Annotated in this window: 23 protein-coding genes and 1 pseudogene; 17 read left to right on the top strand and 7 right to left on the bottom strand. The window is 65.7% G+C overall.

Annotated elements, in window-relative coordinates:
* Positions 1-37: 37 nt before the first annotated feature.
* From IEX93_RS08160 to IEX93_RS08215, 14 genes and pseudogenes are all read left to right on the top strand, one after another.
* The gene (locus IEX93_RS08160) at positions 38-1,261 is read left to right on the top strand and encodes a radical SAM/SPASM domain-containing protein (protein WP_229906133.1); all 1,224 of its coding nucleotides are present in this window, start codon (positions 38-40) and stop codon (positions 1,259-1,261) included.
* 27 nt (positions 1,262-1,288) lie between these two features.
* Positions 1,289-1,438 carry a hypothetical protein gene (locus IEX93_RS11570; protein WP_229906134.1) on the top strand — a complete coding sequence of 50 codons (150 nt, stop codon included), beginning with the start codon at positions 1,289-1,291 and terminating at the stop codon, positions 1,436-1,438.
* A gap of 725 nt (positions 1,439-2,163) precedes the next feature.
* Positions 2,164-2,391, top strand: a complete 228-nt coding sequence (locus IEX93_RS11575; protein WP_229906135.1) for a hypothetical protein — start codon at positions 2,164-2,166, stop codon at positions 2,389-2,391.
* Positions 2,392-3,303, top strand: coding sequence for an ATP-binding cassette domain-containing protein (locus IEX93_RS08170; RefSeq protein WP_188847719.1), 912 nt, complete (start codon positions 2,392-2,394; stop codon positions 3,301-3,303).
* A 15-nt stretch (positions 3,304-3,318) separates the two neighbouring features.
* On the top strand, positions 3,319-4,803 hold the full coding sequence (locus IEX93_RS08175) for a hypothetical protein (RefSeq protein WP_188847720.1): 1,485 nt from the start codon (positions 3,319-3,321) through the stop codon (positions 4,801-4,803).
* 354 nt (positions 4,804-5,157) lie between these two features.
* Positions 5,158-6,015: a hypothetical protein gene (locus IEX93_RS08180; protein ID WP_229906136.1), complete on the top strand. Its 858-nt coding sequence runs from the start codon at positions 5,158-5,160 to the stop codon at positions 6,013-6,015.
* A 6-nt stretch (positions 6,016-6,021) separates the two neighbouring features.
* Positions 6,022-7,140 (top strand): MFS transporter, encoded by a 1,119-nt coding sequence (locus IEX93_RS08185; RefSeq protein ID WP_188847721.1) that lies wholly within the window; start codon positions 6,022-6,024, stop codon positions 7,138-7,140.
* A 145-nt stretch (positions 7,141-7,285) separates the two neighbouring features.
* Positions 7,286-7,366 (top strand): annotated as a pseudogene (locus IEX93_RS11910) (hypothetical protein); the annotation flags it as partial.
* A gap of 246 nt (positions 7,367-7,612) precedes the next feature.
* A complete protein-coding gene (locus tag IEX93_RS08195; protein ID WP_188847723.1) occupies positions 7,613-8,770 on the top strand; it encodes an IS256 family transposase in 1,158 nt (385 codons plus the stop codon).
* A gap of 99 nt (positions 8,771-8,869) precedes the next feature.
* Complete coding sequence (locus IEX93_RS08200) at positions 8,870-9,841, top strand: hypothetical protein (protein ID WP_188847736.1); 972 nt, start codon at positions 8,870-8,872, stop codon at positions 9,839-9,841.
* 13 nt (positions 9,842-9,854) lie between these two features.
* On the top strand, positions 9,855-11,009 hold the full coding sequence (locus tag IEX93_RS08205; protein ID WP_188847724.1) for an MFS transporter: 1,155 nt from the start codon (positions 9,855-9,857) through the stop codon (positions 11,007-11,009).
* A gap of 294 nt (positions 11,010-11,303) precedes the next feature.
* Positions 11,304-12,605 carry an ATP-binding cassette domain-containing protein gene (locus IEX93_RS11775; RefSeq protein ID WP_268239063.1) on the top strand — a complete coding sequence of 434 codons (1,302 nt, stop codon included), beginning with the start codon at positions 11,304-11,306 and terminating at the stop codon, positions 12,603-12,605.
* Positions 12,500-12,964 (top strand): ATP-binding cassette domain-containing protein, encoded by a 465-nt coding sequence (locus IEX93_RS11780; protein ID WP_268239064.1) that lies wholly within the window; start codon positions 12,500-12,502, stop codon positions 12,962-12,964. Before IEX93_RS11775 ends, IEX93_RS11780 begins: the two co-directional genes overlap by 106 nt.
* Before the next feature lie 14 nt (positions 12,965-12,978).
* Complete coding sequence (locus IEX93_RS08215; protein ID WP_188847725.1) at positions 12,979-14,124, top strand: hypothetical protein; 1,146 nt, start codon at positions 12,979-12,981, stop codon at positions 14,122-14,124.
* 215 nt (positions 14,125-14,339) lie between these two features.
* Here the strand turns inward: IEX93_RS08215 and IEX93_RS08220 are convergent, their stop codons facing one another.
* The 5 genes from IEX93_RS08220 to nth all read right to left on the bottom strand — a co-directional run bounded on the left by IEX93_RS08220 (position 14,340) and on the right by nth (position 20,039).
* Positions 14,340-15,377 carry an LLM class flavin-dependent oxidoreductase gene (locus IEX93_RS08220; RefSeq protein WP_188847726.1) on the bottom strand — a complete coding sequence of 346 codons (1,038 nt, stop codon included), beginning with the start codon at positions 15,375-15,377 and terminating at the stop codon, positions 14,340-14,342.
* A gap of 61 nt (positions 15,378-15,438) precedes the next feature.
* Entirely contained in the window at positions 15,439-16,935 is a 1,497-nt protein-coding gene (locus IEX93_RS08225) for a DEAD/DEAH box helicase (RefSeq protein ID WP_188847727.1), read from the bottom strand.
* Between the two features lie 73 nt (positions 16,936-17,008).
* Positions 17,009-18,223, bottom strand: coding sequence for a molybdopterin molybdotransferase MoeA (locus IEX93_RS08230; protein ID WP_188847728.1), 1,215 nt, complete (start codon positions 18,221-18,223; stop codon positions 17,009-17,011).
* 6 nt (positions 18,224-18,229) lie between these two features.
* Positions 18,230-19,366 carry an MFS transporter gene (locus tag IEX93_RS08235; RefSeq protein WP_371863165.1) on the bottom strand — a complete coding sequence of 379 codons (1,137 nt, stop codon included), beginning with the start codon at positions 19,364-19,366 and terminating at the stop codon, positions 18,230-18,232.
* Between the two features lie 7 nt (positions 19,367-19,373).
* A complete protein-coding gene (gene nth, locus IEX93_RS08240; RefSeq protein WP_188847729.1) occupies positions 19,374-20,039 on the bottom strand; it encodes an endonuclease III in 666 nt (221 codons plus the stop codon).
* A gap of 14 nt (positions 20,040-20,053) precedes the next feature.
* Between nth and IEX93_RS08245 the strand changes: the two genes are divergently transcribed.
* Positions 20,054-20,419 (top strand): ASCH domain-containing protein, encoded by a 366-nt coding sequence (locus IEX93_RS08245; RefSeq protein ID WP_188847730.1) that lies wholly within the window; start codon positions 20,054-20,056, stop codon positions 20,417-20,419.
* Here the strand turns inward: IEX93_RS08245 and IEX93_RS08250 are convergent.
* Together IEX93_RS08250 and proS are read right to left on the bottom strand one after the other, a co-directional pair.
* On the bottom strand, positions 20,385-22,121 hold the full coding sequence (locus IEX93_RS08250; RefSeq protein WP_188847731.1) for a GNAT family N-acetyltransferase: 1,737 nt from the start codon (positions 22,119-22,121) through the stop codon (positions 20,385-20,387). The two genes, IEX93_RS08245 and IEX93_RS08250, sit on opposite strands and share 35 nt — an antisense overlap.
* Positions 22,122-22,372: 251 nt before the next feature.
* Positions 22,373-23,806, bottom strand: coding sequence for a proline--tRNA ligase (gene proS / locus IEX93_RS08255; RefSeq protein ID WP_188847732.1), 1,434 nt, complete (start codon positions 23,804-23,806; stop codon positions 22,373-22,375).
* 33 nt (positions 23,807-23,839) lie between these two features.
* On the opposite strand from proS, the gene IEX93_RS08260 reads away from it, so the two are divergent.
* Both IEX93_RS08260 and IEX93_RS08265 read left to right on the top strand, forming a co-directional pair.
* Positions 23,840-25,057 carry a 2,3-bisphosphoglycerate-independent phosphoglycerate mutase gene (locus IEX93_RS08260; RefSeq protein WP_188847733.1) on the top strand — a complete coding sequence of 406 codons (1,218 nt, stop codon included), beginning with the start codon at positions 23,840-23,842 and terminating at the stop codon, positions 25,055-25,057.
* Between the two features lie 9 nt (positions 25,058-25,066).
* On the top strand, positions 25,067-25,293 hold a 227-nt coding region (locus IEX93_RS08265; RefSeq protein WP_188847734.1), incomplete at its 3' end, for a Uma2 family endonuclease.

Consider the following 25,293-nt stretch of genomic DNA (forward strand, 5'->3'; position numbering starts at 1 on the left):
GCTACCCTGGGGCCAGGCGTAAAGCAGGGCCGCACCCATGGAAGGAGAACCGATTCCCCTCCAAGTGCCGCAGGCCAAGCGGTACCGACCGAGCCGCTACAACCACTTCCATACCCTGCCCACAGGGGAGCGCCTCGCCTATAACTCCATTTCCAACGCCTTAGCGGTTCTGGATCAAGAAGGTATAGAGCGCTACAAACGCCTCGCCCAAGGCCTCCCACCCGAACCCGGCCATCCCGTGGACGAGGGGCTTATAGAAGGCTTTTTTATCGTCCCCGAGGGCTTTGACGAGCTAGCTTACCTCAAAACCGCCCACCTGCGCGCCCGCTACGATTCCTCCCACCTTAGCCTCACCATCGCCCCCACAATCGCCTGCAACTTCGCCTGCGACTACTGTTTTGAAAAGCACCGTCCGGGCAAGATGGGCCAAGCGGTTCAGGCCAAACTCCTAGAACTCCTAAAAGCCAAGGCGCCCAAGCTGAAAAGCTTCGCCGTCACCTGGTACGGCGGGGAACCCACCCTGGCCTGGGACGTGGTGCGCAACCTTTCCCAAGGGTTTCTGGATATCTGCGAAGCCCACCGCGTGGCCTACACCGCCAGCCTCATCACCAACGGCTACTTGTTGGACGAAGAAAAGATCGCCGACATGGTCCGGTACCGCATCCGCTTGGTGCAGATCACCCTGGACGGGGACCAGCCTTACCACGATGAACGGAGGGTCCTCCATTCGGGCAAAGGCACCTTTGAGCGAATCCTCAAAAACCTCCGCCTCTTCCTGAACCAGCCCCTATTCGTGCACCTAAGGGTCAACGTAGACGCGCGTAATCGGAAAGGGGTCTATGGCCTTCTGGAACGCCTGGCGGAGGAAGGGCTAGGGGGCCAAGAAAACCTAAAGGTCTACTTCGCACCGGTCACGGCCACCACCGCCCCTAGCCACGGGGTGCAGGGTTTCTGCTTCAGCCGAAAGGATTTCGCCCAGCTAGAACCCGGTTTCTACGAATACGCTGAAAAGCTCGGCCTGGCCACGATCCCTTATCCCTCTCCCTCCCTCGGCGGATGCATTGCCGCCTACCCCGAGGGGTTTGTGGTGGAGCCTGATGGCACCTTGCAGAAGTGCTGGGATACGGTGGGCCAGCCCGAGTTTGCCGTGGGCAATATCTTGGACTACGATCTGGAAAAGATTGCGCAACACCCGGGATACCAGCGCTGGATGGCCTGGGACCCCTTTTCGTCTGAGCTCGCCTGTTCCCGGTGTACCTAGCTCCCCGTTTGCATGGGGGGGTGCCCCTTGAAGGTGGTCTACCCGGAGGCGATGCCGGGGGGCAGAATAGAACTGGAATGCACCACCTTCAAGTGGAACTGGAAAAAGACCTTCGGTTTGCTAGCGCAACGTGCAGAGGGTGAGGTGGCAAGCGCCGCCAAGCCCTGCACGGGCTAGGGAAAGGAGGTGAGGAAGATGCGGTGGGTAGTAAAGCCTGGACTTCGCATAGGCCCTAACGGCGGCTGCGACGTTAACTGCGGGTCAAACTCGGGCTGCGTCCAAAACCAAAAGCTTTGGTAGTCTAGGCCTAGGTACGTAGCACCGGAGGGGGCCAAGGCTAGAGTACCTTGGCCTCCATCCTAAGAAAAAAGGCAATGACTCGGGCTCAATGGCTTGCTGAAGTAAGACTTATGTTGGAAACTTACAGGTTATATTGGCTCAATTTTTTATCTGGAATAGTAGCAGACTCTTTGTTTTTTTACGCCATCCTAATTAGCTTAAAAAGCTTAGCAAAAACAGCTTCGCTGGAAATAGATCTTGCCTCTTTACTCGCCTTGTACGGTGCCTTGCAGTTCACAGGAGCCCTTTGGCGGACGTTTGCAGCGAACGTCCTAAACGAGAGCTTACTCGGCACCATAGAACACCTGGCTTTGGCAAGGGGAGGGCTGCTTACCCAACTTCTCGTGAGAGCCTCCGTCCTGGCCCTGAACGGTTTCCTCTACACCACGGCGGTGCTTCTAACCCTCTACCTGGTGAGCAACCTTTCCCTCCGGCCATCCTGGTGGTGGCCTCTCGGCGTACTGGTCTTCCTTCCAGCAATTATGGGTCTAGGTTTTCTAATGGGGTCTCTAGGGCTTTTCTTTAAACGGATAGATAACTTCTTCATCATTTTGCAATTTACTTTGCTCCCTTACTTTCTCTCCCTCAGCCACTGGCAGCCCTCCATGGCCTACCTCCCCTTCGCCCCGGGAGCCCACCTGGTGCGGCTTGGGCTCACGGGCGGGGCCTTTGACCGTGAGGTCTTCCTCCTGGCCCTCCTCCAGGGGGTCCTCCTCTTCGCCGTCGGGCTTTGGGCCATGGCCGCCATGTACCGGCTGGTGCGCAGGAAGGGTATACTGGGGAGGTTCTGAATGCGTCTCCTAATAGAGAACGTCCACAAGCGCTTCGGCAGGCTGGAAGCCCTAAAGGGGGTCCACCTGGAGCTTAGGACCGGGGAGATCCTGGGCCTTTTGGGCCCCAACGGGGCAGGGAAGACCACCCTCCTCAAGGTCATCCTGGGGCTCCTCCTCCCCGAGGAGGGGGAGGTCCTCCTGGAGGAAGGCCCAAGGCGGCGCAGGCCCGAGGGGCACGAGTTCGGGGTCCTCCTGGAGGGGAGCCGCAACCTCTACCTCAACCACACCCTCCTCCTCAACGCCCTCTACTTCGGGGGGATCCGAGGCCTTCCCCCAAGCCGGGTCAAGCCCCGCTTCCTCCGGTGGCTGGAACGCTTCGGCCTAAAGGACCGCCTTCACGCCCCCTTGGCCTCCCTCTCCCGGGGCATGCAACAAAAGGCCGCCCTGGCCCTGGCCTTGGCGCTGGAGCCCAAGTTCCTCCTCCTGGACGAGCCCACCCTGGGCCTGGACCCGGCGAGCCGGCTGGAGCTAGAGGCCATCCTCCTGGAGCTCAAGGGGGAGGGCTGGGGCATCCTCCTCACCTCCCACGACCTCCTCACCGTGGAACGGGTGAGCGACCGGGTGGCCTTTATCCTGGAGGGCCAGATCCTCCGCCAAGGCCCCACCCGGGCCCTCCTCCAGGAGTGGGCCGAGGAGGGGTATGTGCTGCGGCTGGCCGAGCCCCGGGCCGAGGAGGTGGCGGAGGCCTTGGGGGAAAGGTGGCTCGCCGAGGGCAAGGACCGCCTCCTCTTCCGGGGAGGCTGGGAGGAGCTTCGGGCCCTCCTCCCGGGGCTTGGGGTGGAGGTCCTGGAGATCTCCCGGGGCCTCCCGAGCCTGGAGACGGTCTTCCTGAAGCTTCTAAAGGCCCCCCTTAAGAAGGCCGCCCCCTAGGGTTAGGCTTAGACCATGGAACCCCTCCACCTGGCCCTGGCCGCTTTGGAAGAGGGAAAGGAAAGGGAGGCCCTGGCCTGGTTGGAAAGGGCCTCCCCCGCCTCGAGGGCCGAGGCGGCCGAGGCCCTGGCCCTAAGGGGCTTCCTCCTCGCTCGCCGGGGGGACCTGAAGGCCTACCGGGCCTTGGCCCAGGAGGCCTGCCGCCTCGCCCCCACCCCCCTCACCCTCTACCACCTGGGCCTAGCCCTACCCCCAAAGGATGGGGTGGTGACCCTGGAGGAGGCCCTCCACCGTTTCCGATGGAACCCCCGAGCAGAGGCCCGGCTCCATCTGGCCTTGGCCATCGCCCTAGAACGCCTAGGCCGCCCTGAGGCCCTGGCCCACGCCGCCCTCGCCCGCCTCAAAGACCCCTCCCCCTGGACCCGGCTCCACCACCTGCGCCTGGAGCTATTCTTCGGTTCCCTCCCCCTTCCCGAGATCCTGGAAGAAGCCGAGGGGTTTCTCCCTCACGAGTTCCCCGGGGTGCGCCTCCTGGCCGGGCACACCCTAGCCCTGGCCCATCTCCTGCGGGGAAACCCCCAGCGGGCCAGGACCCTCCTCCAAGGCCTCCTCCCCCTGCTGGGCCCCGGAAGCCTGGCAAGCTTCCTGGTCCTGGGAGCCCTGGCCTTAAAACCCCTCGAGGCCCGGCTCCTCCTGGAAGCGGCCCAGGCCCACCCCCAGGAGGGATGGCCCCAGGGTTTCACCCTCCTGGCCAGGGGTCTCCTGGAAAGGGGAGAGGCGGCCAAGGATCTCCTCCTTTCCGCCCACAGCCTCCTCAGGAAGGACGGGGCCCTCTACGCCCTTCTCGCCGAAGCTCGCCTCCAGGCCCTGGGGGTGGGGGTGGAAGCCCCCCTGGCCCCCCACCTGGGCCCCGCCCTCCGTCCGGAAGCCCGGGCTTTCCTCCTGGGGCAAAGGGAGGAACCCATCCTCCGCCTCCTCGGGGCTGCGCCCACCCACCCCCTGAGCTCCAAAGCCCTCGAGGCCCTGGCCCTTCTCCTCGCTTACCCGGAAGGCCAAAAAGGGGAAGCCCTGGCGGAAGCCCTCTATGGAGAGCCCAACCTGGGCGCCCTAAAGGTCCTCCTCCACCGCCTGCGGCAAAGGGGCTTCCGGATCTCCTGCGCTCCTTACCGCCTGGAAAACCCTCCCCCCTCCGACCTCGCCGCCTTCAGGCAAGCCCTTTTCCAAGGAGACCTTAGGGGAGCCCTCGCCCTCTACCAGGGTCCCCTCCTCCCCTGGAGCGAGGCCCCGGGGGTGGAAGCCCTCCGGGAGGAGCTGGAGGAAACCCTTAGGCAGGCGGTGCTGGCCCGGGGCACCCTCGAGGACCTCTACACCCTGGCCCAACGCCTGGGTGAGGACCTGGAGCTCTGGGAAGCTCTCCTGGAAAGGCTACCCCCAGAAGACCCCCGCCGCCCCATCGCCCAGGCCCGGGTGGAAAGGCTCCGCCGGGAGTACGGGGTGTGAGGCGGGAGGGAGGCAGTCGGGATCCCAGCAAGCCAAAGCAGGCCCGGAGCACTCGGGAAGGGCTAGGAGAAGCCACCCTACGAGGAGAGCGAGAAACCTCTTACCTCCCATACCGTCAGGATGCCAGGGGAAGGGTTACGTGGTGAAACCAGGGGTTGCACAGGGTTACGCGACGCATCCAGGTCTGGGATCCCTGCCACGTAACCTGGACGTAACCTCTCCCCTGCTACCCTGGGGCTAACCCTGAAGGGGGTGAAGGAGATGCTCAAGGAGGTGCAAGAGGTCAAGGTCGGCGGCCGGACGCGGCGGGTGTACGTAAAGCCCTTTGCATGAGGCTTGAAAAATCCCTCTCACATGGAGTGGACCCCGGAAGGTAAGCTTTTGGTTTCTGAACACACCGCAGGCACGGTTCGGGACATTTCAAAAGGGGGCGATGCTTCGGAGTCCAAGCCCTTGGCTTTCCATCTTCGGGGCCCCGCTGCTATTCGTCCTACTGGGGAAGGAAAGGTTCTCGTTGCAGAAACTTGGGGAGGAACTATCACAGACATCGCGAATGGTGGCGACGCGAGGAAACTACCAAAACTGGCCACGAACCTTAAAGGACCCTACACTCTGGCCATCTTAAAAAAGAAAATTTTCGTAAGCGAAAGTCGCTCTATCTTCATGACACAGATCACTTGCTTGACTCTAGCTGACCGGGGAATCGAGCCTAAAGTCTACATCTCAGACATACCCGCCCGGCATGGCGAACCTGGGTTGACCCCACCGGAGTCATGGCCTGACAAGTGGGAAAAGTACGCAGCAGCTGGATGTGTCAAAAACTGGATTGACGATGCCGCGGGAAGAGACTTCTTCTACCTTGCTGTAGGAAACTTGGGCCAGATCTTCCGCATAAAGCCAGACGAGATGCCGGAGCAAATAACCTACTCTGAGTTGATTGATCATCCAAATACCTTAGTAGCCTGGGGACTTCATCGCTTGGGAGGGATGCGTTTTCATCCACCCTCTGGACTTCTTTTCGCGGTCCAACCGGAGATGGGAGAGGTCATAGCAATAGACCCCGCCAAACCCGGCAATTATCACTTCCAGCCCCCTGTTGTAAGGGGCTTTAGAATGCCTACTTGTGTAAGGTTCTCCCAAGACTTCGATAAGATGTATGTTTGCTCCTCTGCTGATGGCGTGGTTTGGCAAGTGGAAGGCTTCTTGGATTAGGCAAGGGTGTTTCTACTCGTCGCCATTCTGTTTTTAGCCAGCCTTTCCGGGGGAGCGGCCGGCACCGCGGCCGCCCTGTACCTCGCCCACCTGGGCAATCCCCTCTACCTGGGCCTGCAGCACGCCATCGGCTGGGGGGTCTCCGCCTTGGCCCTCCTCACAGGGTACCTCCTGGACCGGGTAGACCGCAAACAGGCGCTGGCCTTCGGGCTTCTTGCCGGAAGCCTCGTGCGCTTCCTCCTGGGGATAAGCCTGGGGGCTTTGGGCCCCTGGGCCTTCCTTGGGCTTTACCTAGCGAGCAACGTCCTGGAGCTCCTCCTGGAGGTCCGGGTCCTGGTGCCAAGGCTTGTGCCCCACGAGCGGGAAAAGGTCCACGGAAGGCTTTCCACGGCAAGCCTCCTCGCCGATCTCCTGGGCGCCCCCCTGGGAGCGTTCCTCTTCGGCCAGCACCCCTCCTGGCCCTTCCTCCTGGGAGGTGCCCTAACCCTCCTCGCCCTTCCCTTGGCAGGCAGGCTCCCTCCCCTACCCCCCCGTGGCCAAGCTCCCCCCGGAGTGCTGGCAGGCCTCCGGTGGCTTTTCCAGGAGGCCTTCTTCCGCAGGCTGGCAGGCCTCGTCTTCGGGGCGAGCTTCCTCCGGGTCATGCCCTTCGCCCTCCTTCCCCTCTGGGCCCTCGAGGCCGGGTACGGACCCTTGGGGTATGGGCTCCTAAGCGCCGCCTTCTCCCTGGGCGGGGCCTTAGGCGGGCTTTTTGCGGCGGGGCTTAAGGGAAGGAAGCCCCACAGGGTGCTCGGCCTCCTCTTCCTCCTGGACGCCCTCGCCCTCCTCACCCTCCTCCTGAAGCCGCCCCTGCCCTTGGGTCTTCTCCTCGTGGCCCTCTTGGGGACAAGCGCCATCCTGGTAGGGGTAGAGGAGGTGGTGCTCAGGCAGGCCCTGGCCCCGGACGCCCTCTTGGGCCGGGTGGGGGGTGGGATGCGGTTCCTCACCGGCCTGGCCGGGCTTCTAGGGGCGCTTTCGGCCGGAGGGGTAGGGGGAAGGGTGGGCCCGGAGGGGGTCTTCCTTGGGGCGGGGCTTGGGTTCTTGCTCTTGGCCCTGGCCGCCCGGACCCTCCTGGGCCGGGCCCCCTGAACCGCGCTGAAGCCGGGGCCTAGGGAGTGTACTCCCCTGGTCCTCAAAGTGCGGTCCAAAACGGCGAGGGCCCGGCCAAGTGAGGCAGAGAACGAAAAACCCCCGGCGGGAATCCCAGAAGGCCTGGGCTCTGGGAAGCCCCCCGGAAAGGCTACCCCCAGAAGACCCCCGCCGCCCCATCGCCCAAGCCCGGGTGGCGAGACTCAGGAGGGAGTGGGGCCTTTAGAACCCCCCTCCGGGAGGCAGGCAGTGGGGGGCGAGGCACTGGGGCCAAACCCCAAAGTCCCCCAAAAAGCCCCAGATGAGGAAAAGAACCCACTGGAACCACATACACCCATGTTAGGAAGGGAAACATAACAACCGCATAACACCCCAGAGGGTTTATGAGGGGTTTATGAGGGTAGCGTTGCAGATTTTGTGTAAGCCCACTTAAGCAAAAGGGGGTACCTGTAAGAGAGACAGGAGGTACCCCATGCCCGAGTTTAGCATTGACCGAAGCTGGCTGGATGAGGTCGTCAGGGAAGTCGTCAAGCAGGTGTTGGAAACGGTGATGGAGTTGGAGCGCGAGGTCTTCCTGGCGGAGGAGGGCGGAACGAAGAACGGCTACTACGAGCGTGGCTTGGTCACCAAGCCCGGTCCGGTGCGCCTGCGGGTGCCCAGGGAGCGGGAGGGCCGCTTCCACACCGCCCTGTTCGCCCCCTACCAACGCCGGACGGAAGACCTTGAGGCCCTTGCCTTGGCCATGTACGCCGCCGGCATCTCCACGCGAAAGGTGGGCGAGGTCCTGGGGCATCTTTTGGGGGAGACCTACAGCGCCAGCACCATCAGCCGCATGGCCGAGGAGGTGCTGCCCAGGCTGGAGGCCTTCAGGAAGCGCCCGCTCAGGCAGCGTTACGCCTTCGTCTACCTGGATGCCCTGTTCGTCAAGGTCTTCCGGGAGGGGGAAGGTGTAGCCACCGAAGCCGCTTACCTGGCCCTGGGGATCACCGAGGAAGGCCACCGGGAGGTCCTGGGTTTCTGGCTTCTGCCCACGGAGTCGGGCACGGGCTGGGGTGACCTGCTCCTTGAGCTTAAGGAGCGGGGGGTGGAAGAGGTGTTGCTTTTCGTCACCGACGAGCTTTCGGGGATGGAGACCGCCATCAAGCGGGTCTACCCCAGGGCCCACTGGCAGCTCTGCACCGTGCACAAGGTGCGTTCCACCCTGCGGCGGGTGCGCAAGAAGGATCAGGAGGCGGTGCTCCGGGACCTCGTGTCCGTGGTGCGGGCTTCCGACCGGAGCGAGGCCTTGAGGGCGCTGGAAGTCTTCAAGGGGCGCTGGGCGGATAAGTACCCTCAGGTGGTGGCCGGTTGGGTGCAGCACTCTGCGGCGCTGCTCCGCTTCTTTGAGTACCCGAAGGCTTTGCAGCCGGTGATCAAGAGCACCAACCTGCTTGAGCGGATGATCAAGGAGGTGAAGAGGGCTACCAAAACGCGGGACAACACCTTTCCCGCGCCCGATGCCGTGCTCAAGGTGATCTACTGTGTGGCCGAGGGCTACGAGGCGCGGTTTCAGGGGAGAAAGCTCCGGGGCTTTCAGCAGGCAGAGGATGAGCTCCGTGCTATCTTTGATCTCAGGTACCCCCGTGCTTAGGTGGGGGCGTACACAAAATTCGGGACACTACCTTTATGAGTGACGAGGATGTTACCTTCCCCTGCTACCCTGGGGCTAACCCTGAAGGGGGTGAAGGAGATGCTCAAGGAGGTGCAAGAAGTCAAGGTCGGCGGCCGGACGCGGCGGGTGTACGTGCGCCCCTTTGCCTGGAACCTGCGCGCGCCCACCCACATGGAGTGGGCTCCGGATGGAAGGCTCCTGGTGGTGGAGCGGACCACGGGTAAGGTGAAGGACGCCACCAAGGGCGGGGACATGGAGGAGGCCAAGCCCTTCGCTTGGGGGCTCCAGGGGCCCTCCAGCATGTGCCCGTTGCCGGATGGCAGGATTATTCTTTCAGAGTTTTGGGGCGAAAGGGTGGTTGACATCACACATGGTGGACCTGCTTCCCAGATGCCAGTCTTTTGCTCTGGCCTGATAAGGCCTTATAGCATCACTTGTGTTAGAAGCAGGAAAGGAAGCCATCGTATCTTCGTAGTCTCGTCAGCTCGGTCTGACTCTCTGGAAGATGTCAGGGGCCTTGTCAGTGAGATTACTACCGGAACGCCAACCCCCGTGATCAAAGACATCCCGAGTCGGCGTTCGGTGGGTACCGAAGGGTTGACCCCTCCAGAAACTTGGCCAGAAAACTGGAGCGCTTTTGCAAGTAAATGCAGTAAAAATTCATGGACAACCTTCCTACCCGATGAAGAGGATACCCTCGTTCTGGCGATTTCGAGCCTAGGACGCGTAGTGGTGTTTCCGCTTGAGCGAAACTCCAGGCCCCAGAGCGCCTTGGAGATAGCAGAAAGGCACACGATCGGTTACGACTTGGGTGAGCTTGGAGGTATAATTGGTCATCCCTACAACCACCTGCTGTACATCACACAACCAACTCAAGGAACTGTAATTGCCTTAGATCCGCAGGAATCCAGAAGCTATGCATTTGATCCTCCGGTTGTGAGGGGCTTGCCTTCTCCGACTTGCGTGCGCTTTACCCCAGACGGGGAAAAGATGCTAGTTTGCTCTCCCACAAATGGGGTCGTCTGGGAAGTAGCAGGCTTCTCTTCATGACAAGCGTCCCCTAATGCTTGTAGCCTCGCTCCTTGCTCTGGAGGCCTTCCGCCTCTTCGGAGCGGGGTTCTTCTACTTCGCCCACGCCGCCCTCACCGCTCTTGGGGCCTTAAGCCCCCTGGGGGCCAGCCTGGCCCTGGCCTTCCGCCTCCTGGCCGAACCCCTCTTCGCCCTCTACGGGGGGCATCTGGCCGACCGGTGGCCCAGGGGAAGGCTCCTCCTTCTGGCCACCTTGGGCCAAGGGGGGCTCACCCTGGCCCTCCTTCCTCTCCTCACCACCCCCGCCCTCCTCCCCCTCTACCTCTTGGGCTTCCTCTTCGCCCTCTTGGAGTCCCTGCGGATGGTGGCCGCAGGAGCCCTTCTCGCCGACCTCCTCCCCAAGGAGGCCCTGGCCCGGGCCCGGGGACAGCTGGGTGCCCTCTACACCGTGGCCGACGCCCTTTCCGATCTGGCCGCAGGCTTCCTCTTCGCCCGAAACCGCCTCTGGACCCTGGGCCTAGGAAGCGGGCTCCTCTTTCTCGCAGCGGGGCTGTACCGCACCCTCCCCCTACCCCCAAAGCCCCCGAGCCAACCGGAAGGGGGAAGCCTCTTGGGCCTGCGTTTCCTTTGGGAAAGCCCCTCCCTCCGCCCCCTCCTGCTCCAGGAAGCCCTACTAAACCTGGCCTACGCCCTCTTCGCCGGTCTTCTTCCCTTTGTGGTTCTGCGAGGCCTGGGGGAGGCCTTCTGGGTCTTGGGCCTCCTGGGCGCCGTCCAGAGCCTCGGGGGGGCCTTGGGAGGGCTCCTGGTAGGGGCGGTCCTGGGGCGGTTAGGAGAAGGAAGGAGCCTGAGGCTCGCCCTGGGCCTCGCGGGGCTAGGCCTCCTGGGGGTTGCCTTCCTTCCCCCCTGGCCCCTCCTCGCGGGGTCGGCCTTTCTCCTGGGGGCTGGGGGTGCCCTCTTCGGCGCTATAGCCGGGGCGGTGCGCCTGAGCCAGGCCCCCCCGGAGCTCCGGGGCCGGGTAGCGGGGGGCTTTCTCTTCCTGAGCGGAGCCCTGGCCCCCTTGGGCTCCCTCCTGGGCGGGGCCCTGGCGGGGGTGTCCCTTCCCCTCCCCTTCCTCCTGGCCGGGGGGCTTCTCCTCGCTCTTGCGCCCTTGGCGGGGAGGGGCAAGTCCCAGCCCTTTGGACGTCCATAGGGATGCTTTCTAGGCACTGCCGGGGGAAGTCTCTGGGAGTGGGAGGCAAAGGGATACAAAGCGGTGCTCCGCCACGACCCTACCCAACCCATGCGGAATCGCTATGCTGTGGAGAGGACGGCACCGATTTCGGCGAAGGAATGGGCCTAGCGCGTTGGATTTCCCGTCTAGAGGAGGTGGTTAGGACTGGATCAAAGGCTCTTCTTACCCCTGCTCCCTGCCCTCCGCCAGACTTTTCGCGCAAGCCCTGGGGAAAGCCTCCTCCTCCTAGGGCTTTTGGCCCTAGGGGGGTTGGTGCCGGTGGCGGTCCTGGGCCTCACCCGCACCCTGGTGGACAACCTGGCGGCCGCCCTGGGAACGGGTTCCCTCACCCCGGCCTTGCTCTGGCCCCTGGTGGGGCTGGCCCTGGCCTTCGGCCTGGATTTCCTTCTCACGCCCTGGGTGACCTACCTCCAGGGCTCGCTGAACGAAAAGCTCACCGCCCGGGTTCACCTGCTCCTGATGGAAAAGGTGGCGGGGGCACAGGACCTGGCCCCCTTTGAGGACCCCCGCTTCCACGACGAGCTCCAGGTGCTGCGGGACCAGGCCCCTTACCAGCCCCTCAACCTGCTAGTCTTCCTGGGGAACGCCTTCCGGGAAGCCCTCACCGTTCTTGGGGTCCTTTGGCTCCTTTTGGGGCTTGCGCCCCTCTTCCCCCTCCTCCTGCTGCTGGCCACCCTGCCCCAGGCCTGGCTCACCTTCCGGCTCCAGAAGGGGGTGTGGGAAGCGGTGCTCTTTGGCGCACCCGAGGCCCGGAGGATGCGCTACTTCGCCGAGGCTCTCCTAAGCCCGGAGGCCGCCAAGGAGGTGCGGTTATTCGGCCTTTTGCCCTTCTTCCGTAGACGCTACCTCGAGGCCTTCCGCACCCTTTACCAGAGCCTGCGGCAAGCCCGCACCCGCCAGGCCCTAGGGGCCAGCCTGATGGTGCTCCTGAGCGCCCTCTTCACGGCCTTCGCCCTCTTCCTAGGCCTGCGCCAAGCCCTTTGGGGGGCAGGCCTAGGCGGCCTGGTGCTCCTTTTGCAGTCCGTGGGGAGCCTCCAGCAGAACCTGTATGCCCTCATCCAGGACGCGGGCATGCTGTACGAGAGCCTCCTTTACTTTGAAAGGCTGGAAAGCTTTCTGAATAGGCCCGGTTCCCTGGAAGAGGCCAGGCCGCCTAGGCCCGTGGAGGGCTTTGCGGAGATCCGCTTTGAGGGGGTGGGGTTTTGCTACCCCGATGGCAGGCGGGCCCTGGAGGGGGTCTCCTTTACCCTCCGCCGGGGGGAACGCCTGGCCCTGGTGGGCGAGAACGGGGCGGGCAAAACCACCCTGGTCAAGCTCCTGCTGCGCTTCTACGACCCCACGGAGGGGCGCATCCTGGTGGACGGGGTGGACCTAAAGGAACTGGACCTAAGGCCTGGCGCTCCCTCATCGCCGCCGTCTTCCAGGACTTTGGCCGCTACGCCCTCACCCTGGAGGAAAACATCGCCCTTGCCGACCCCGACGCCGAACCCGATCCCCACCGGGTGGAGGAGGCGGCCCGGCTCGGAGGGGCCTGGGAGCTCTTCCTTCGGCTAGGCCCCAAGGCCCTCCTGTCCAAGGCCTTCGGCGGCACGGAGCTTTCCCTGGGGGAGTGGCAACGGGTCGCCCTGGCGCGGGCCTTCTTCCGCAAGGCCCAGCTTCTGGTACTGGACGAGCCCACGGCCTCCCTGGACCCCAAAGAGGAGGCCCACCTCTACGGGCGCTTCGCCCAGATGGCACAGGGCAAGACGGTCCTCCTCATCACCCACCGCCTGGGCTCGGTGCGCGCGGCGGACCGGATCCTGGTCCTCCGGGAGGGCCGGTTGGTGGAGGAGGGGCCCCATGAGGCCCTTTTGCAGAGGAGCGGGACCTATGCGGAGCTTTGGCGGCTCCAGGCCCAGCTTTACCAGGCCTAAAGGGGGGTGAGGGCTTGGCGCGGGTCCTCGCCTCCGAGGCCCTGGGCGACCTGGGGGCCGCCTTGGGCTTTAGCGCCTTGGCCCTCGAGGTGGCCCGCACAGGGGAGGCCTTCTGGGTAGGCCTCTTCGCTGCCCTGGGGTACTTCACCCTAGGCCCTTTGCTCCTCCTGAGCCCCCGGCTGGACCGGGGAGACCCGGTGAGGGCCCTCCTCCTCCGCCTCCTCCGCACCCTCCCCTGGCTCCTCTTCCCCTTCCTGCCCCGGGAAGCGCCCCTCCTGGTGCTCAGCACCTACCCCCTCATGGTCTTCACCGACCTCGGGGTGGTGGCCTGGGACACCCTCCTGGTCCGCTTCCGGCGGAAGGATCTGGTGGAGCACACCGGCAAGCTCTACGCCGCCTGGAACACGGGAAGCCTCCTGGGGGGCCTTTTGGGGCCGGCCCTCCTCCTCGTCCACCCCGCCCTCCCCTACCTCCTGGCCTTTGGGGTGCTGGCCCTCTCCCTCCTCCTCCTCCTGCCCTTGGCCCGGGAGCGGGCGAGGGAGGCCCCTGTCCCGAGAGGGCAGGCCGCCCCCTTGGGCCGGGCCCTGCGCTTTGTGTTGGGGGACCGGAGGCTCCGCCCCTACCTCGCCCTCTCCCTCCTCTTCGCTGCCGCCTCCGCCCTGGCCACGGGGCTTTTAGGCCTCGTGGTCCTGCAAGCGGGAACCCCCGAGGGGCTCTTTGGGCTTTTCTTTGCCCTCCAGGACCTGGGCGTGAGCGCGGGAAGCTACTACGCGGGCCGCATTCCCCTCAAGGTGGCCCTCCTGGGGGGGCCAGCCCTCGTGGCCCTGGGCCTCCTCCTCCTGGCCCTTCCGTTCCCTCCTTTCCTCGCGGGGGGCCTGCTCTATGGGTTTGCCGTCGGGGTCACGGGCGTCCACCTGCGGGCCGTGCGGGGGTGGTTGCTGCCCGAGGAGGCCCTGGCGGGGAGCCTGGCCGCCCTGCGGGCCCTGATCTACGGGGCGGGCGCCTTAGGGGGAACCCTCTCGGGGATCCTGGGGGGGATCGGCGTGACCCTGCCCTTGCGGGTGGCCCTGGCCTCCTTCCTGGCCTTCTACCTCTTCGCCCTTGGCCCGCTCCATCCCAGGCGCCTGGAGGAGGTAGAGGCCATGGGGAAAGCCTCCTAGCCGGTGCGAAGAGGGCTTGGTCTTATCGCTAAGCTTGTTTCTCGCAAGGCTGACCCTCCCCTGAGGCCCGGGTGGACCGGCCCTACCCATGGGGGTGGGGGGTAACACTACCTTGGAAGGGCGCAGATGGGCTGATCCGGCCCCCTGCACCCCAAGCGGCTGGAGGGGTTGGACCCGGGAAGGCCGGGCGGTACCTGAGGCGCCTCGCCCCCTCCCTAGGCCCCCTGGGCCACCAGGGCCCGCCGCACCCGGGGGAGGACCTCGGTGCCCAGAAGCTCAATGGCCTTCAGGACCCGGGCGTGGGGCAGGGTGCCCACGGTGAGCTGCAGAAGAAGCCTTTCCGGGCGGAAGAGCTCGTGCCAGTAAAGGACCTTCTCCGCCACCCGCTCGGGGTCGCCGATGAAGTCGGCCCCCTCGAGGGTCCTGGACCAGGCGAAGTAGTCCGGGGTGAGGGGCCGCCACCCCCTTTCCCGCCCGATCTTGTTCATCACCTGGAGAAAGGCGGGAAGGGCCAGGCGGAAGGCCTCTTCATCGTCCTCGGCCAGGAAGCCGTGGGCGGCGAGGGCAAGCCTGGGGGTGTGGCCGTGGGCCTCGGCGGTCTTCCGGTAAAGCTCCACAAAGGGGAGGAAGCGCTTGGGGCTTCCGGCGATAATGCCGAGGACCAAGGGAAGCCCAAGCCGCCCGGCCCGCACCGCCGACTCCGGGCTTCCCCCCGCCGCCACCCAGAGGGGCAAGGGGTTCTGCTTGGGCCTGGGGTAGACCCCAAGGCCGGGGATGGGCTTGGTGAACCTTCCCCCGGGCCAATAGACCTTTTCCTCCTCGCGGATCTTAAGGAGAAGGGAAAGCTTCTCCTCAAAAAGGGCCTCGTAGTCCTTGAGGTCGTAGCCAAAAAGGGGAAAAGACTCTATAAAGGAGCCCCGCCCCACCCAAAGCTCCGCCCGCCCCCCGGAGAGGAGGTCTAAGGTGGCAAACTGCTGGAAGACCCGGATGGGGTCGTCGGAGCTTAGGACCACCACGGCGCTTGCGAGGCGGATCCTTTGCGTGCGGGCGGCGATGGCCGCAAGGACCACCGCCGGGGCCGAGACCACGTACTCCTCCCGGTGGTGCTCCCCCACCGCGTAGACCCCAAGCCCCACCGCCTCCGCAAGCTCCGCCTCCTCCAAAAGGCGCTTTAGCCGCTCCTCGGCGGTGGGGGGGCGGCCGAGGTCGGGGTCCAGGGTGCGCTCGCCGAAGGTGTAGAGGCCGAGTTCCATAGCCTAAGGGTAGGCTAGCGCTTTATTCCCTAAAGTGCCTCGGGCCACCCTCGAGGCCGGCTTAGGCCCGGACCTCCGCCAAGGCCCTAACCCTTTCCAGCCGCACCCCCTGGACCCGGGGCGGGGCCTTAAGGCGCAGGTCCACGTAGAAACCCTCCTCCGCCTGGAGGATCCTGCCCACCTCCAGCCCCTCCCCCTTCAGGAGGGCCACCAGCCGGGGCAGGGTGAGCCTAGGCCCCGTGGCCTTGAAGGTTATCCAGCCCTCCTCCCCCGTGAGGAGGCTCCGCTCCCGGGGCGCCCCACCCAAAAGCAAGGCCATGAGGGCCGCCACCACCTCCACCCGTCCCTCGGCGAAGAGGCGGCCGGCAAAGTCCAGGTAAAGCTTGTAGTCCCCCTCCGCCACCCGGGAAAGCCGGGCCAGAAGGTGGTGCCACTTGGCCTCGAGGACCTCCTCCGGCGTGGGCGGGTTCACCTGCTTAAAGGTGCGCCCCACCGCCTTTTCCACCTCCCGAAGCGCCCGCTTTTCCCGGGGCCCATAGAGGAGCACCACCTCCCCGCCCCGCCCCGCGCGGCCCGTGCGCCCGGAGCGGTGCTGGTAGGTCTCCGCCTTGTCGGGCAGGCGGTAGTGCACCACCAGGTCCACCTCGGGGATGTCCAGGCCCCGGGCGGCCACGTCCGTGGCCACCAAAACCCGCACCTCCCCCTCCCGGAAAGCCCGCATGACACCCTCCCGCTCGCCCTGGGAAAGGTCCCCGTGGATGGCCCGGGCCCCGTGGCCCAAGGGAAGAAGCCCGGCGGCCACCTCCTCGGTCTCCCGCTTGGTGCGGGTGAAGACGATGGCCCGCTTGGGGGACTTGACGTAAAGCAGGTCGGAAAGGAAGGAAAGCCGGTCCTGAGGGGCTAAGATGGCCTCCTCCTGGTAGGACACGCCCTCCTCCCGCGCCACGTTGATGACCACGGGCGCCTTCATGTACCGCTCGGCGAGCCTTTTCGCCCAGGAGGGGAGGGTGGCGGAGAAAAGAAGGGTCTGGCGGGTGGGAGGCGTGGCGGAAAGAAGGGCCTCCACCTCCTCCTCAAAGCCCATGGAGAGCATCTCGTCCGCCTCGTCCAAGACGGCGATCTCCACCTCCGAAAGGTCCAAGACCCCCTGCCGCAGGTAGTCCAGGGCCCGGCCCGGGGTGGCCACCACCACGTCCGCCCCCCGGAGGAGGGCCTCCTTCTGCTTGCCGTAGCCCGTGCCCCCGTAGACCGCCACCACCTCTAGGTGGGGTGCCACGGCCTCCACCTCCTTCGCCACCTGCAGGCAAAGCTCCCGGGTGGGGGTGAGGACCAAAGCCCTGGGCTTCCGGCCCCGCTCCTGGCTTGGGGCAAGCCTTTCGGCGATGGGCAGGGCGAAGGCCAGGGTCTTGCCGGTGCCGGTGCGGGCCTGGCCGATGAGGTCCTTGCCCTCCAGGGCCAGGGGCAAGGCCGTCTTTTGGATGGGGGTGGGGGTGGTGAGGCCGCGCCGGTAAAGGGCTTCCTTGACGGCGTCCTTCAGGGGAAAGTCTTTGAACTCCATTCGCTTCCTTCCCGGGCCCTACCCACGCCCGAAAAGGAGGGGCAAAGCCCGTAAACCTTTTAAGGTTAGTGAACTAGAGGACAAATGTCAAGGGGATGACCTCCACCACCTCCCCTTCCCGAACGTCTTGGTCTGGGGGAAGGACCACGAGGGCGTTGCCGAAGGCCATGGAGCGGAGCACCCCGCTAGACTGGTTCCCCGTGGAGCGCACCACGAGCCCCTCTTCAAAGGAGAGCACCCCCCGGCGGAAGACCTTCTTCCCCTTGGCCCCCTTGAAGGGGGTGAGGGCCCGGGCCTTAAGGGAGCGGTAAGGGGGGTCGGTGCGCTTGAGGAGCCGGAAGAGAAAGGCCCTCCCGTAGAGGAAAAAGGTGACCATGCTGGAGACCGGGTTTCCCGGAAGGCCAAGGACGGGAAGCCCCCGAAGCCTGGCCCAAAGGAGAGGCCCCCCGGGCTGCTGCTTCACTTTCCAGAAAATCACCTCCCCGTGGCGCTCTAGCACCCTTCGCACCACGTCGTACGCCCCCATGGAAACCCCCCCGGAGGTGAGGAGGAGGTCCAAAGGCCCCGCCTCCCCAAGCCGCGCGAGCACCGCCTCCGGGTCGTCCGGCACCTTACCCAGGAGAACGGGCTCCCCGCCCGCCTCGAGGACCATTCCCCAAAGGCTATAAGCGTTGGAGTTGTACACCCCGCCAAAGGGCAGGGGCTCCCCCGGCTCCACCACCTCGTCCCCCGTGGAGAGGATCCCCACCCTAGGCCTCCGGAAGACCTTCAGACGGGGGTAGCCCATGGCCGCCGCCAGGCCGAGCCGCCCCGGGGTGAGGAGGTCCCCCCGCTTGAGGTAGACCTCCCCCTTCTTTAGGTCGTCCCCTTTGGGGCGGATGTCCTTGGGGTTCGCCGGGGCGAAGAGGAGAACGTGCTCCCCTTCCCGCCTTGTGTCCTCCACCCGCACCACCGCGTCCGCCCCCTTGGGGATGGGGGCCCCGGTGTAGACGGCCACGGCCTCGCCCGGCCCCACCTCCCCGGGGAAGGGCCTTCCCGCCGGGGCCTCGCCGATGACCCTGAGGCGCACGGGGGTTTCCGGGGAGGCCGAGCGGGTGTCCTCCTCCCGGCAGGCGTAGCCGTCTATGGCGGTATCGTCCTGGTCGGGGTGGTCCACCTTGGAGGCAAGGTCCTCGGCCAGGACCCGGCCGTAGGCCTCCTTGAGGGGAAGCTCCTCCACGCTAAGCTCCCCCCTGGCCTCCTCCAAGACCAGGCTCAGGGCTTCCTCCACGGAAAGGTTCGTCCGCATCGGACCTCAGTCTACCCGCTCAAGCCCCCGGAAAGCCCAGGGCCAGAGGGCGATGCCCAGGGCGTAGAGGGCGAGGGTCACCCCGAAGAGGAGGTCAAAGGCCTTCAGGCCCAAAGCCTCCTGCGCCGCCCCGGAAAGGGCGCTCGCCAGGGCGAAGAGGAGGCTCCAAAGGGCGCTTTCCAGGAGGAAGAAGCCGGGGCGCTCCTCCTCGGGCAGGTAGTCCATGACCAAGGCGGCGTAGACCGGCCCGGCGGCGTTCATCAGAGCCCCCCGGATGAGGAGGGCCAGGGTGACCAAAGGAAGCCAGGGGGCCCAGGCCAAGGCGGCGAGGAAGGGGAGGGAGAGGGCCTGGACGAAGACGATGGCCCCTAGCTTCCCCAAAAACCGCACCAAAAGGGGCTGAAGGAGCATGGCCACCCCGGTGGCCACCGAGGAAAGGGCAAAGACCAGGCCCGTGGCGCTATAGCTCAGGCCGAACTTCTCCTTCAGGTAAAGGTTCAGGAAGGGGATGACGAGCCCCGCCCCAAACCCGATGACCGCCTGGGGCAAGAGGAGGCGGAGCCAAAGGGCCATGCGCCCCCAAAGCCGGGGAGGCCCTCCCTTCCCGTACCCTTCGGGAAGCCCCACCACCCAGGGGGTCCCGAGGAGGAAGAAGGGAAGGGCGAAGAGGAGGACGTAGCGGGCCCCGAAGGCGTCGGAAAGCATCCCGGCGAGCAGGGTGGAGAAGAAGCCGCTTAAGGTGGTGAGGGCCGCCTGCAGGCTAAAAAGGGCCACCCGCCTATTTGGAGGCACCAGCCGGGAGAGGAGGGGGGCCATGGCCCCCTGGAGGAAAGCCCCCGCCAGGCCGTAGAGGGCAAGGCCCGGGAAGACCGCCACCCCAAGCCCCAGAAGAAGCCCGCCCAGGAGGGCGAGGAGGAGGGAGGCATAAAGGCTTCGCACGTACCCGAGCCGGGGGATGAGGTAGCCCAAGGGCAAGGCGAAGACCACCCCCACCAGGAGCAAAAGGGCCTGGGCGTAGCCCACGTGGAGGCGGGCGTAGCCTAGGGCCTCGAGGTGAAAGTTCAGAAAAAAGTAGATGAGGTTGCTGCCGAAGGACCAGAGAAAGCTGGCCAGCACCAAGCGGTAAGCGGGAGCCAGGCGCATACGCCTCCTAGACCGCACCCCGGCTCGGGCAGTAGGGCGCAAGGGCGCAGGCCTTGCAGCGGGGCCTTCTTGCGGTGCAGACGTAGCGGCCGTGGAGGACCAGGGCGTGGTGGACGAAGACCCAGTCCTCCTTGGGGAAGAGGGCCTCGAGGTCCTTCCCGATCCTCTCCGGGGCCTTGGCCTCGGAGAGGCAAAGCCTGTGGGCGAGGCGGGCCACGTGGGTGTCCACGGCGATCCCCGGCACCCCAAAGGCCGCCCCCAGGACCACGGTGGCCGTCTTCCAGCCCACCCCGGGAAGGCGCATCAGGGCCTCCTTATCCTTGGGCACCTCTCCCCCGTATTCCTCCACGAGCCTCTTCGCCAGGGCCACCAGGTTCTTGGCCTTGGTCTTGTAAAGCCCGATCCTCCGGATAAAAGGCTCCACCTCCTCAGGGGTGGCCTGGGCCAGGGCGAAGGCGTCGGGAAAGCGGGCGAAGAGGGCCGGGGTGGCCTCGTTCACGCTTTTATCCGTGGCCTGGGCGGAAAGCACCGTGGCCACCAAAAGCTGGAAAGGGGTCTCGTGCTTAAGCTCGGTGCGGGCCTTGGGGTAGGCCTCCTTCAAGGCCTTCAGGATGGCCTCAGCCCGCTTCCTCTTTTCCTCTAGCCCTTCCTTCGGGCACGCCACGCCCCCCAATCTACAATGGAGAGGTGGAAAGGCCCAAGCTCGGCCTCATCGTCCGCGAGCCCTACGCCAGCCTCATCGTGGACGGGAAGAAGGTCTGGGAGATCCGCAAGCGCTCCGCCCGCCACCGGGGGCCCTTGGGCATCGTCACCGGGGGAAGGCTCATCGGCCAGGTGGACCTGGTGGGGGTGGAGGGCCCCTTTAGCGTGGAAGAACTCCTAAAGCACCCGGAGAAGCACCTGGCGGAGGAGGCCTTCCTCCGGGCCTACGCCGGGGAGGCCCCCCTTTACGCCTGGGTGCTGGCGAACCCCCAGCGCTACGCCAAGCCCCTCTGGGTCCCCAGGCGCCCGGGGCGGGTCATGTTCGTGGACCTCTCCGAGGTAGCGTGGTGAGCCCCCCGTAGCCCACGTAGACCAGGAGGTCCGGGTCCAAGGCGGCGATGACCTCGGGCCGGTGGGTGGCTACCACCAGGGTGATCCCCGCCTCCCGGCAAAGCTTCCCAAGCCCCAGGGCCACCCGCCTCGCCGTGGGCACGTCCAGGTGGGCGGCGAACTCGTCTATGAGGAGGAGGTCCGGCCTCTCGGCGAGGAGAAGGGCCAGGCGGAAGCGCTCCCTTTGCCCCGTGGAAAGCTCCTTGGGCCTCGCCCGGTAGAGCACGGCGTCGGAAAGCCCCACCCGGTTCAGGACCTCAATGGCCGCCCCCACGTCCCGAAGCTTTCGGTAGACGCTTTCCAAGATGGGGTCCTCCCCCAGGTCCACCTCCCTTTCCCCCGGGATGTAGGCCACCCGCTTGCCCGGGGGCAAGGCCACCTCCCCCCTATCGGGGGCCTCCCCCAGGAGAAGCCTTAAGAGGGTGGTCTTCCCCACCCCGCTCGCCCCCGCCAGGGCCACCAGGCTCCCTGGAGGGATCTCCAGGCTTACCCCCCGGAGCACCGCCCGCTCCACCACCCGGGCCTTCACCCCGAAGGCCTCGAGGGCCCCCTGCACCTCCGGGGAGAGGCCCTTGAGGTCCAGATGGCTCCGGTAGCCCTTGTGGACTCCTTCCAGGCGGATGGGCCCCTTTAGCCCCTCCGCCCGGCCAAACCGGGGCCTAAAAAGCCTCCCCCCGTGCTCCCGGGCGTAGGGGTCTTCCCGGAGGAAGCGCTCCAAATACCCTTCCGCCTCCTCCGTGAGGGGGTAAAAGAGCACGGGCCTTCCCGAGGCGGTGTCAAAGAGGTAGCGGAAGCCCACCTTCTCAAAGAAGGGGTGGTAGCGGGCCATCTGGGCGATGGTGTAGACCAGGTGCTTTTCCCGCCTCCCCTCGGGGGCTCCCCGCTCCTTGGCCCACTCCAGGGCCATCCGCACGAGAAGCGCCCCGAAGCCCTCCGAGCGGTAGTCGGGGTGGACCACCACCCGGGCGATGCGGCTTGCGGCGGTGTGGACGCGGTCCAAGGCCTTCTCCCAGTCGGCCCCGCCCTCGTAGGTGGGGTGGAACCAGTCCCTCGGGAAAATCTTTTCCCGTATATCCCGCTCCACGCCCTCGGGGGTCCTCCGGTGCATCCGGGGGATGGGGGGGTCCAGGCGCAGGTAGCCCAGGATCCGAGGCTCAAAGGGAAGCCTTTCCACAAGCTCCAGGACCAGAAAGCGGCTTGCCGGGGTGGAGCCCCGGATCTCCTTAAGCCTCGCCTCCCCGCCGCAGTCGCAAAGGGGCTTGGCGTTGGCGGGGATGGTCTTCTGGCACTGGGGGCAGAACCAGAGGGCCACCACCTCCTTCTCCGAGGCGTAGTGGTACTGCTCCAGCTCGGCGATGGCCTCAAAATCCCCCTCGTAGGTGGCCTCCCGCACCCTCAGGCGGTAGCGGTAGGCTTCGCCCCCAAGGGGGCTTTCCCGGGTGTGGACGAGCTCCCGGGAAAAGGGGGGCCAGAGGGGGAAAAGGCCATAAAGCTCGTACTCGTCAAACCCCAGGACGGGCTTCTTGAACTCGGTGCGAAGGCGCACCCGGTCCTTGGGCCTAAGCCACTTGGCGGCATCCCCCGACATGCGGAGGACCACACCCCCCTCTAAGAGCACCTCCCCATACCAGCGCCAGTAGACCCTCCGCCCTAAGACCTGCATGACTTTTAGGATGCCACACAAAGGGCCTGGCTTGCCCGCCGCCCTCTCCTCGCTCTGGACTAGCCCGGCTCCTACGCCCAGGGAAAAGGGGTGGGGAGGGATCTAGCCTTAGGGGGAGCGGCCTCGAGCCTCCCCCCTTGGCCAAGGCCCGCCCCAACCTCCCTTAGAAGGGCTTCCCGTCCCCACCGAGGCCCTGAACCAAAGGAGCCCCCGCTTCGCCCACGCCCTGGGGAGGAGAGCCGCCCTCCTTCTCAGTAGGCCTTGGCGAAGACCACCCGCTTGCCGTAGGCGGAAGGCCTACCGCAGCGGACGCAAAGGCCCTCCTCCGCCTCGGCCTCAAAGGGGATGCAGCGGGTGGTGGCGGTGGTCTCCTCCTGGATGAGCTTCTCGCAGGCCTTGTCCCCGCAGTGGAAGGCCAGGGCGAAGCCCTCCTGGACCACCTCCTTAAAGGCCTCGTAGGTGTCCACCTTCTGGGTGTGGGCCTCCCGGAAGGCCAGGGCCCTTTGGTAGAGCTCCTCGTGGAAGGCGTCAAGCTTCCCGGGCAGGACCTCGGGGAGGGCGGAAAGGGGTAGGGTCTCCTTGCCCCCTAGGCGGCTTGCCAATACCGCCTGGCCCGCCTCGAGGTCCTTAGGCCCAAGCTCCACGCGGTAGGGCACCCCCTTGAGCTCCCACTCGTGGAACTTGTAGCCCGGGGTGTGCTGGTCCCGGTCGTCCAGGTGGACCCTTAGGCCCAAGGCGAGGAGGGACCGCCGGAGGTCCTGGGCGGCCTCCAAGACCTTCTCGCGGCTTTCGTCCTTGTAGATGGGGACGATGACCACCTGGATGGGCGCCAAACGGGGCGGAAGCACCAGGCCCTTGTCGTCCCCATGGGTCATGATGATGGCCCCGATGAAGCGCCAGGACAGGCCCCAGCTGGTGGTGTGAACGTACTTCACCTGGAGGTCCTTGTCCTGGAACTTGATGTCAAAGGCCCGGGCGAAGTTCTCCCCCAGGTAGTGGCTGGTGCCCGCCTGGAGGGCCTTGCCGTCCTTCATCATGGCCTCAATGGTGGTGGTGTAGACGGCCCCGGCGAACTTCTCCTTCTCCGTCTTCCGCCCTTCAATCACGGGGATGGCGGCGTACTCCCGGGCGAGGTGGGCGTAGATGCCAAGCATCCTTAGCACCTCTTCCTCGGCCTCCTCCCGGGTGGCGTGGGCGGTGTGCCCCTCCTGCCAAAGAAACTCGCTGGTGCGGAGGAAAGGCCTCGTGCGCATCTCCCAGCGCACCACGTTCCCCCACTGGTTCAAAAGCTGGGGCAGGTCGCGCCAGCTCTTGATCCACTTGGACCACATGTAGCCGATGACCGTCTCCGAGGTGGGCCGCACCGCCAAGGGCTCCTCCAGCTCCTCCCCGCCCGCGTGGGTCACCACGGCGAGCTCAGGGGAAAACCCCTCCACGTGCTCGGCCTCCTTCTTGAGGAAGCTCATGGGGATGAAGAGGGGGAAGTAGGCGTTCTGGTGGCCCGTTTCCTTGAACATGCGGTCCAAGGTCTGCTGGATGTTCTCCCAAAGGGCGTAGCCGTAGGGGCGGACCACGATGGTGCCCCTAACGGGCCCGTAGTCGGCGAGCTCGGCCTTCTGGATGACCTCGAGGTACCAGGCGCTAAAGTCCTCGCTCTGGGGGGTTAGGCCCTTCTCCTTCGCCATACCCGCCTATCTTAACCCAAGTAAAATAGCCCCATGGACCTCTTCCCCGTCTACAAGGAGCTTCACCAAAAGGGCGGCAAGATCCTCCTCGTGGTCTTAGACGGCGTGGGAGGGCTTCCCCTGGAGCCCGGGGGGCCCACGGAGCTGGAGGCGGCCAAAACCCCGAACCTAGACCGCCTGGCGGAGGAAAGCGCCCTGGGCCTCCTCACCCCGGTCTACCCCGGCCTCGCCCCGGGGTCGGGCCCGGGGCACCTCGCCCTCTTCGGCTACGATCCCTTCCGCTACGTGGTGGGCCGGGGGGCGTTGAGCGCCTTGGGCCTCGGGGCGGACTTCCGGGAAGGGGATGTGGCCCTAAGGGGGAACTTCGCCACCTTGGACCCCGAGGGCAAGGTGGTGGACCGCCGGGCGGGAAGGCCCTCCACGGAGGAGAACCGGAGGGTCATCGCCAAGCTCAAGGAGGCCATCTCCCGCCTCGAGGACGTGGAGGTTCACTTCTACACGGAAAGCGAGCACCGCTTCCTGGTCATCCTCCGGGGAGAAGGGCTTTCCGACGGGATCACGGACACCGACCCCCAGAAGACCGGGCTTCCTCCCCTAAAGGCCGAGGCCCTGGACGAGGCCTCGGCGAAGACCGCCCGCCTCGTCAACCTCCTGGCGGAAAGGATCCGGGAGGTCCTGAAGGACGAGCCCAAGATGAACGGGGCCCTCTTCCGGGGGGCCTCCCGCAAACCCCGCTTCCCCAGCGTGGCCGAGGTCTATGGGATGAAGGCCGCCGCCATCGCCAGCTACCCCATGTACAAGGGCCTCGCCGCCTTGGTGGGCATGGAGGTCCTGCCCGTGGAGGGGGAGGGGGACGCCCACGAGGGGAAAATAAAGGCCCTAAGGAAAAACTGGGACCACTACGATTTCTTCTACCTCCACTTCAAGAAGACGGACGCCAAGGGGGAGGACGGGGACTTCTGGGGCAAGGTGGGGGAGATTGAGCGCTTTGACGCCCTTCTTCCTGAGCTTTTAGCCCTTGGGCCCGAGGTCCTCGCCATCACCGGGGACCACTCCACCCCGGCCCTCCTCAAGGCCCACTCCTGGCACCCGGTGCCCCTCCTCCTCAAGGCGCCCTACCTCCGGCAGGACGCAGCGAAGCGCTTCACCGAGACCGAGGCCCAAAGGGGAAGCCTCGGGCACCTTCGGGGCGTGGAGCTCATGCCCCTCCTCCTGGCCCACGCCGGCAGGCTCCTGAAGTACGGGGCCTAAAATGGAAGGGTGATCCGCCACCGGCTGAACCTCGAGGAGTTCCAGGCCCTCCTGGAGAAGGCGCCCGAAGGGGTGCGCCTGGAACTCCTGGAGGGCGAGGTCTACGAAATGGCCCCCATCGGCAGCGAGCACGCCGGGCTGGTGACCTACCTGGCCAAAAGCTTGGAAACAGGGCTTTACCCAAAACTCCTTCCTCGCCCTCCCTTAGCCTGCTTCAAGAGTTCTTGGGTGACTTC

The sequence above is a fragment of the Thermus composti genome, from assembly GCF_014647535.1.
In the GTDB taxonomy this organism is placed as follows: Bacteria; Deinococcota; Deinococci; order Deinococcales; family Thermaceae; genus Thermus; species Thermus composti.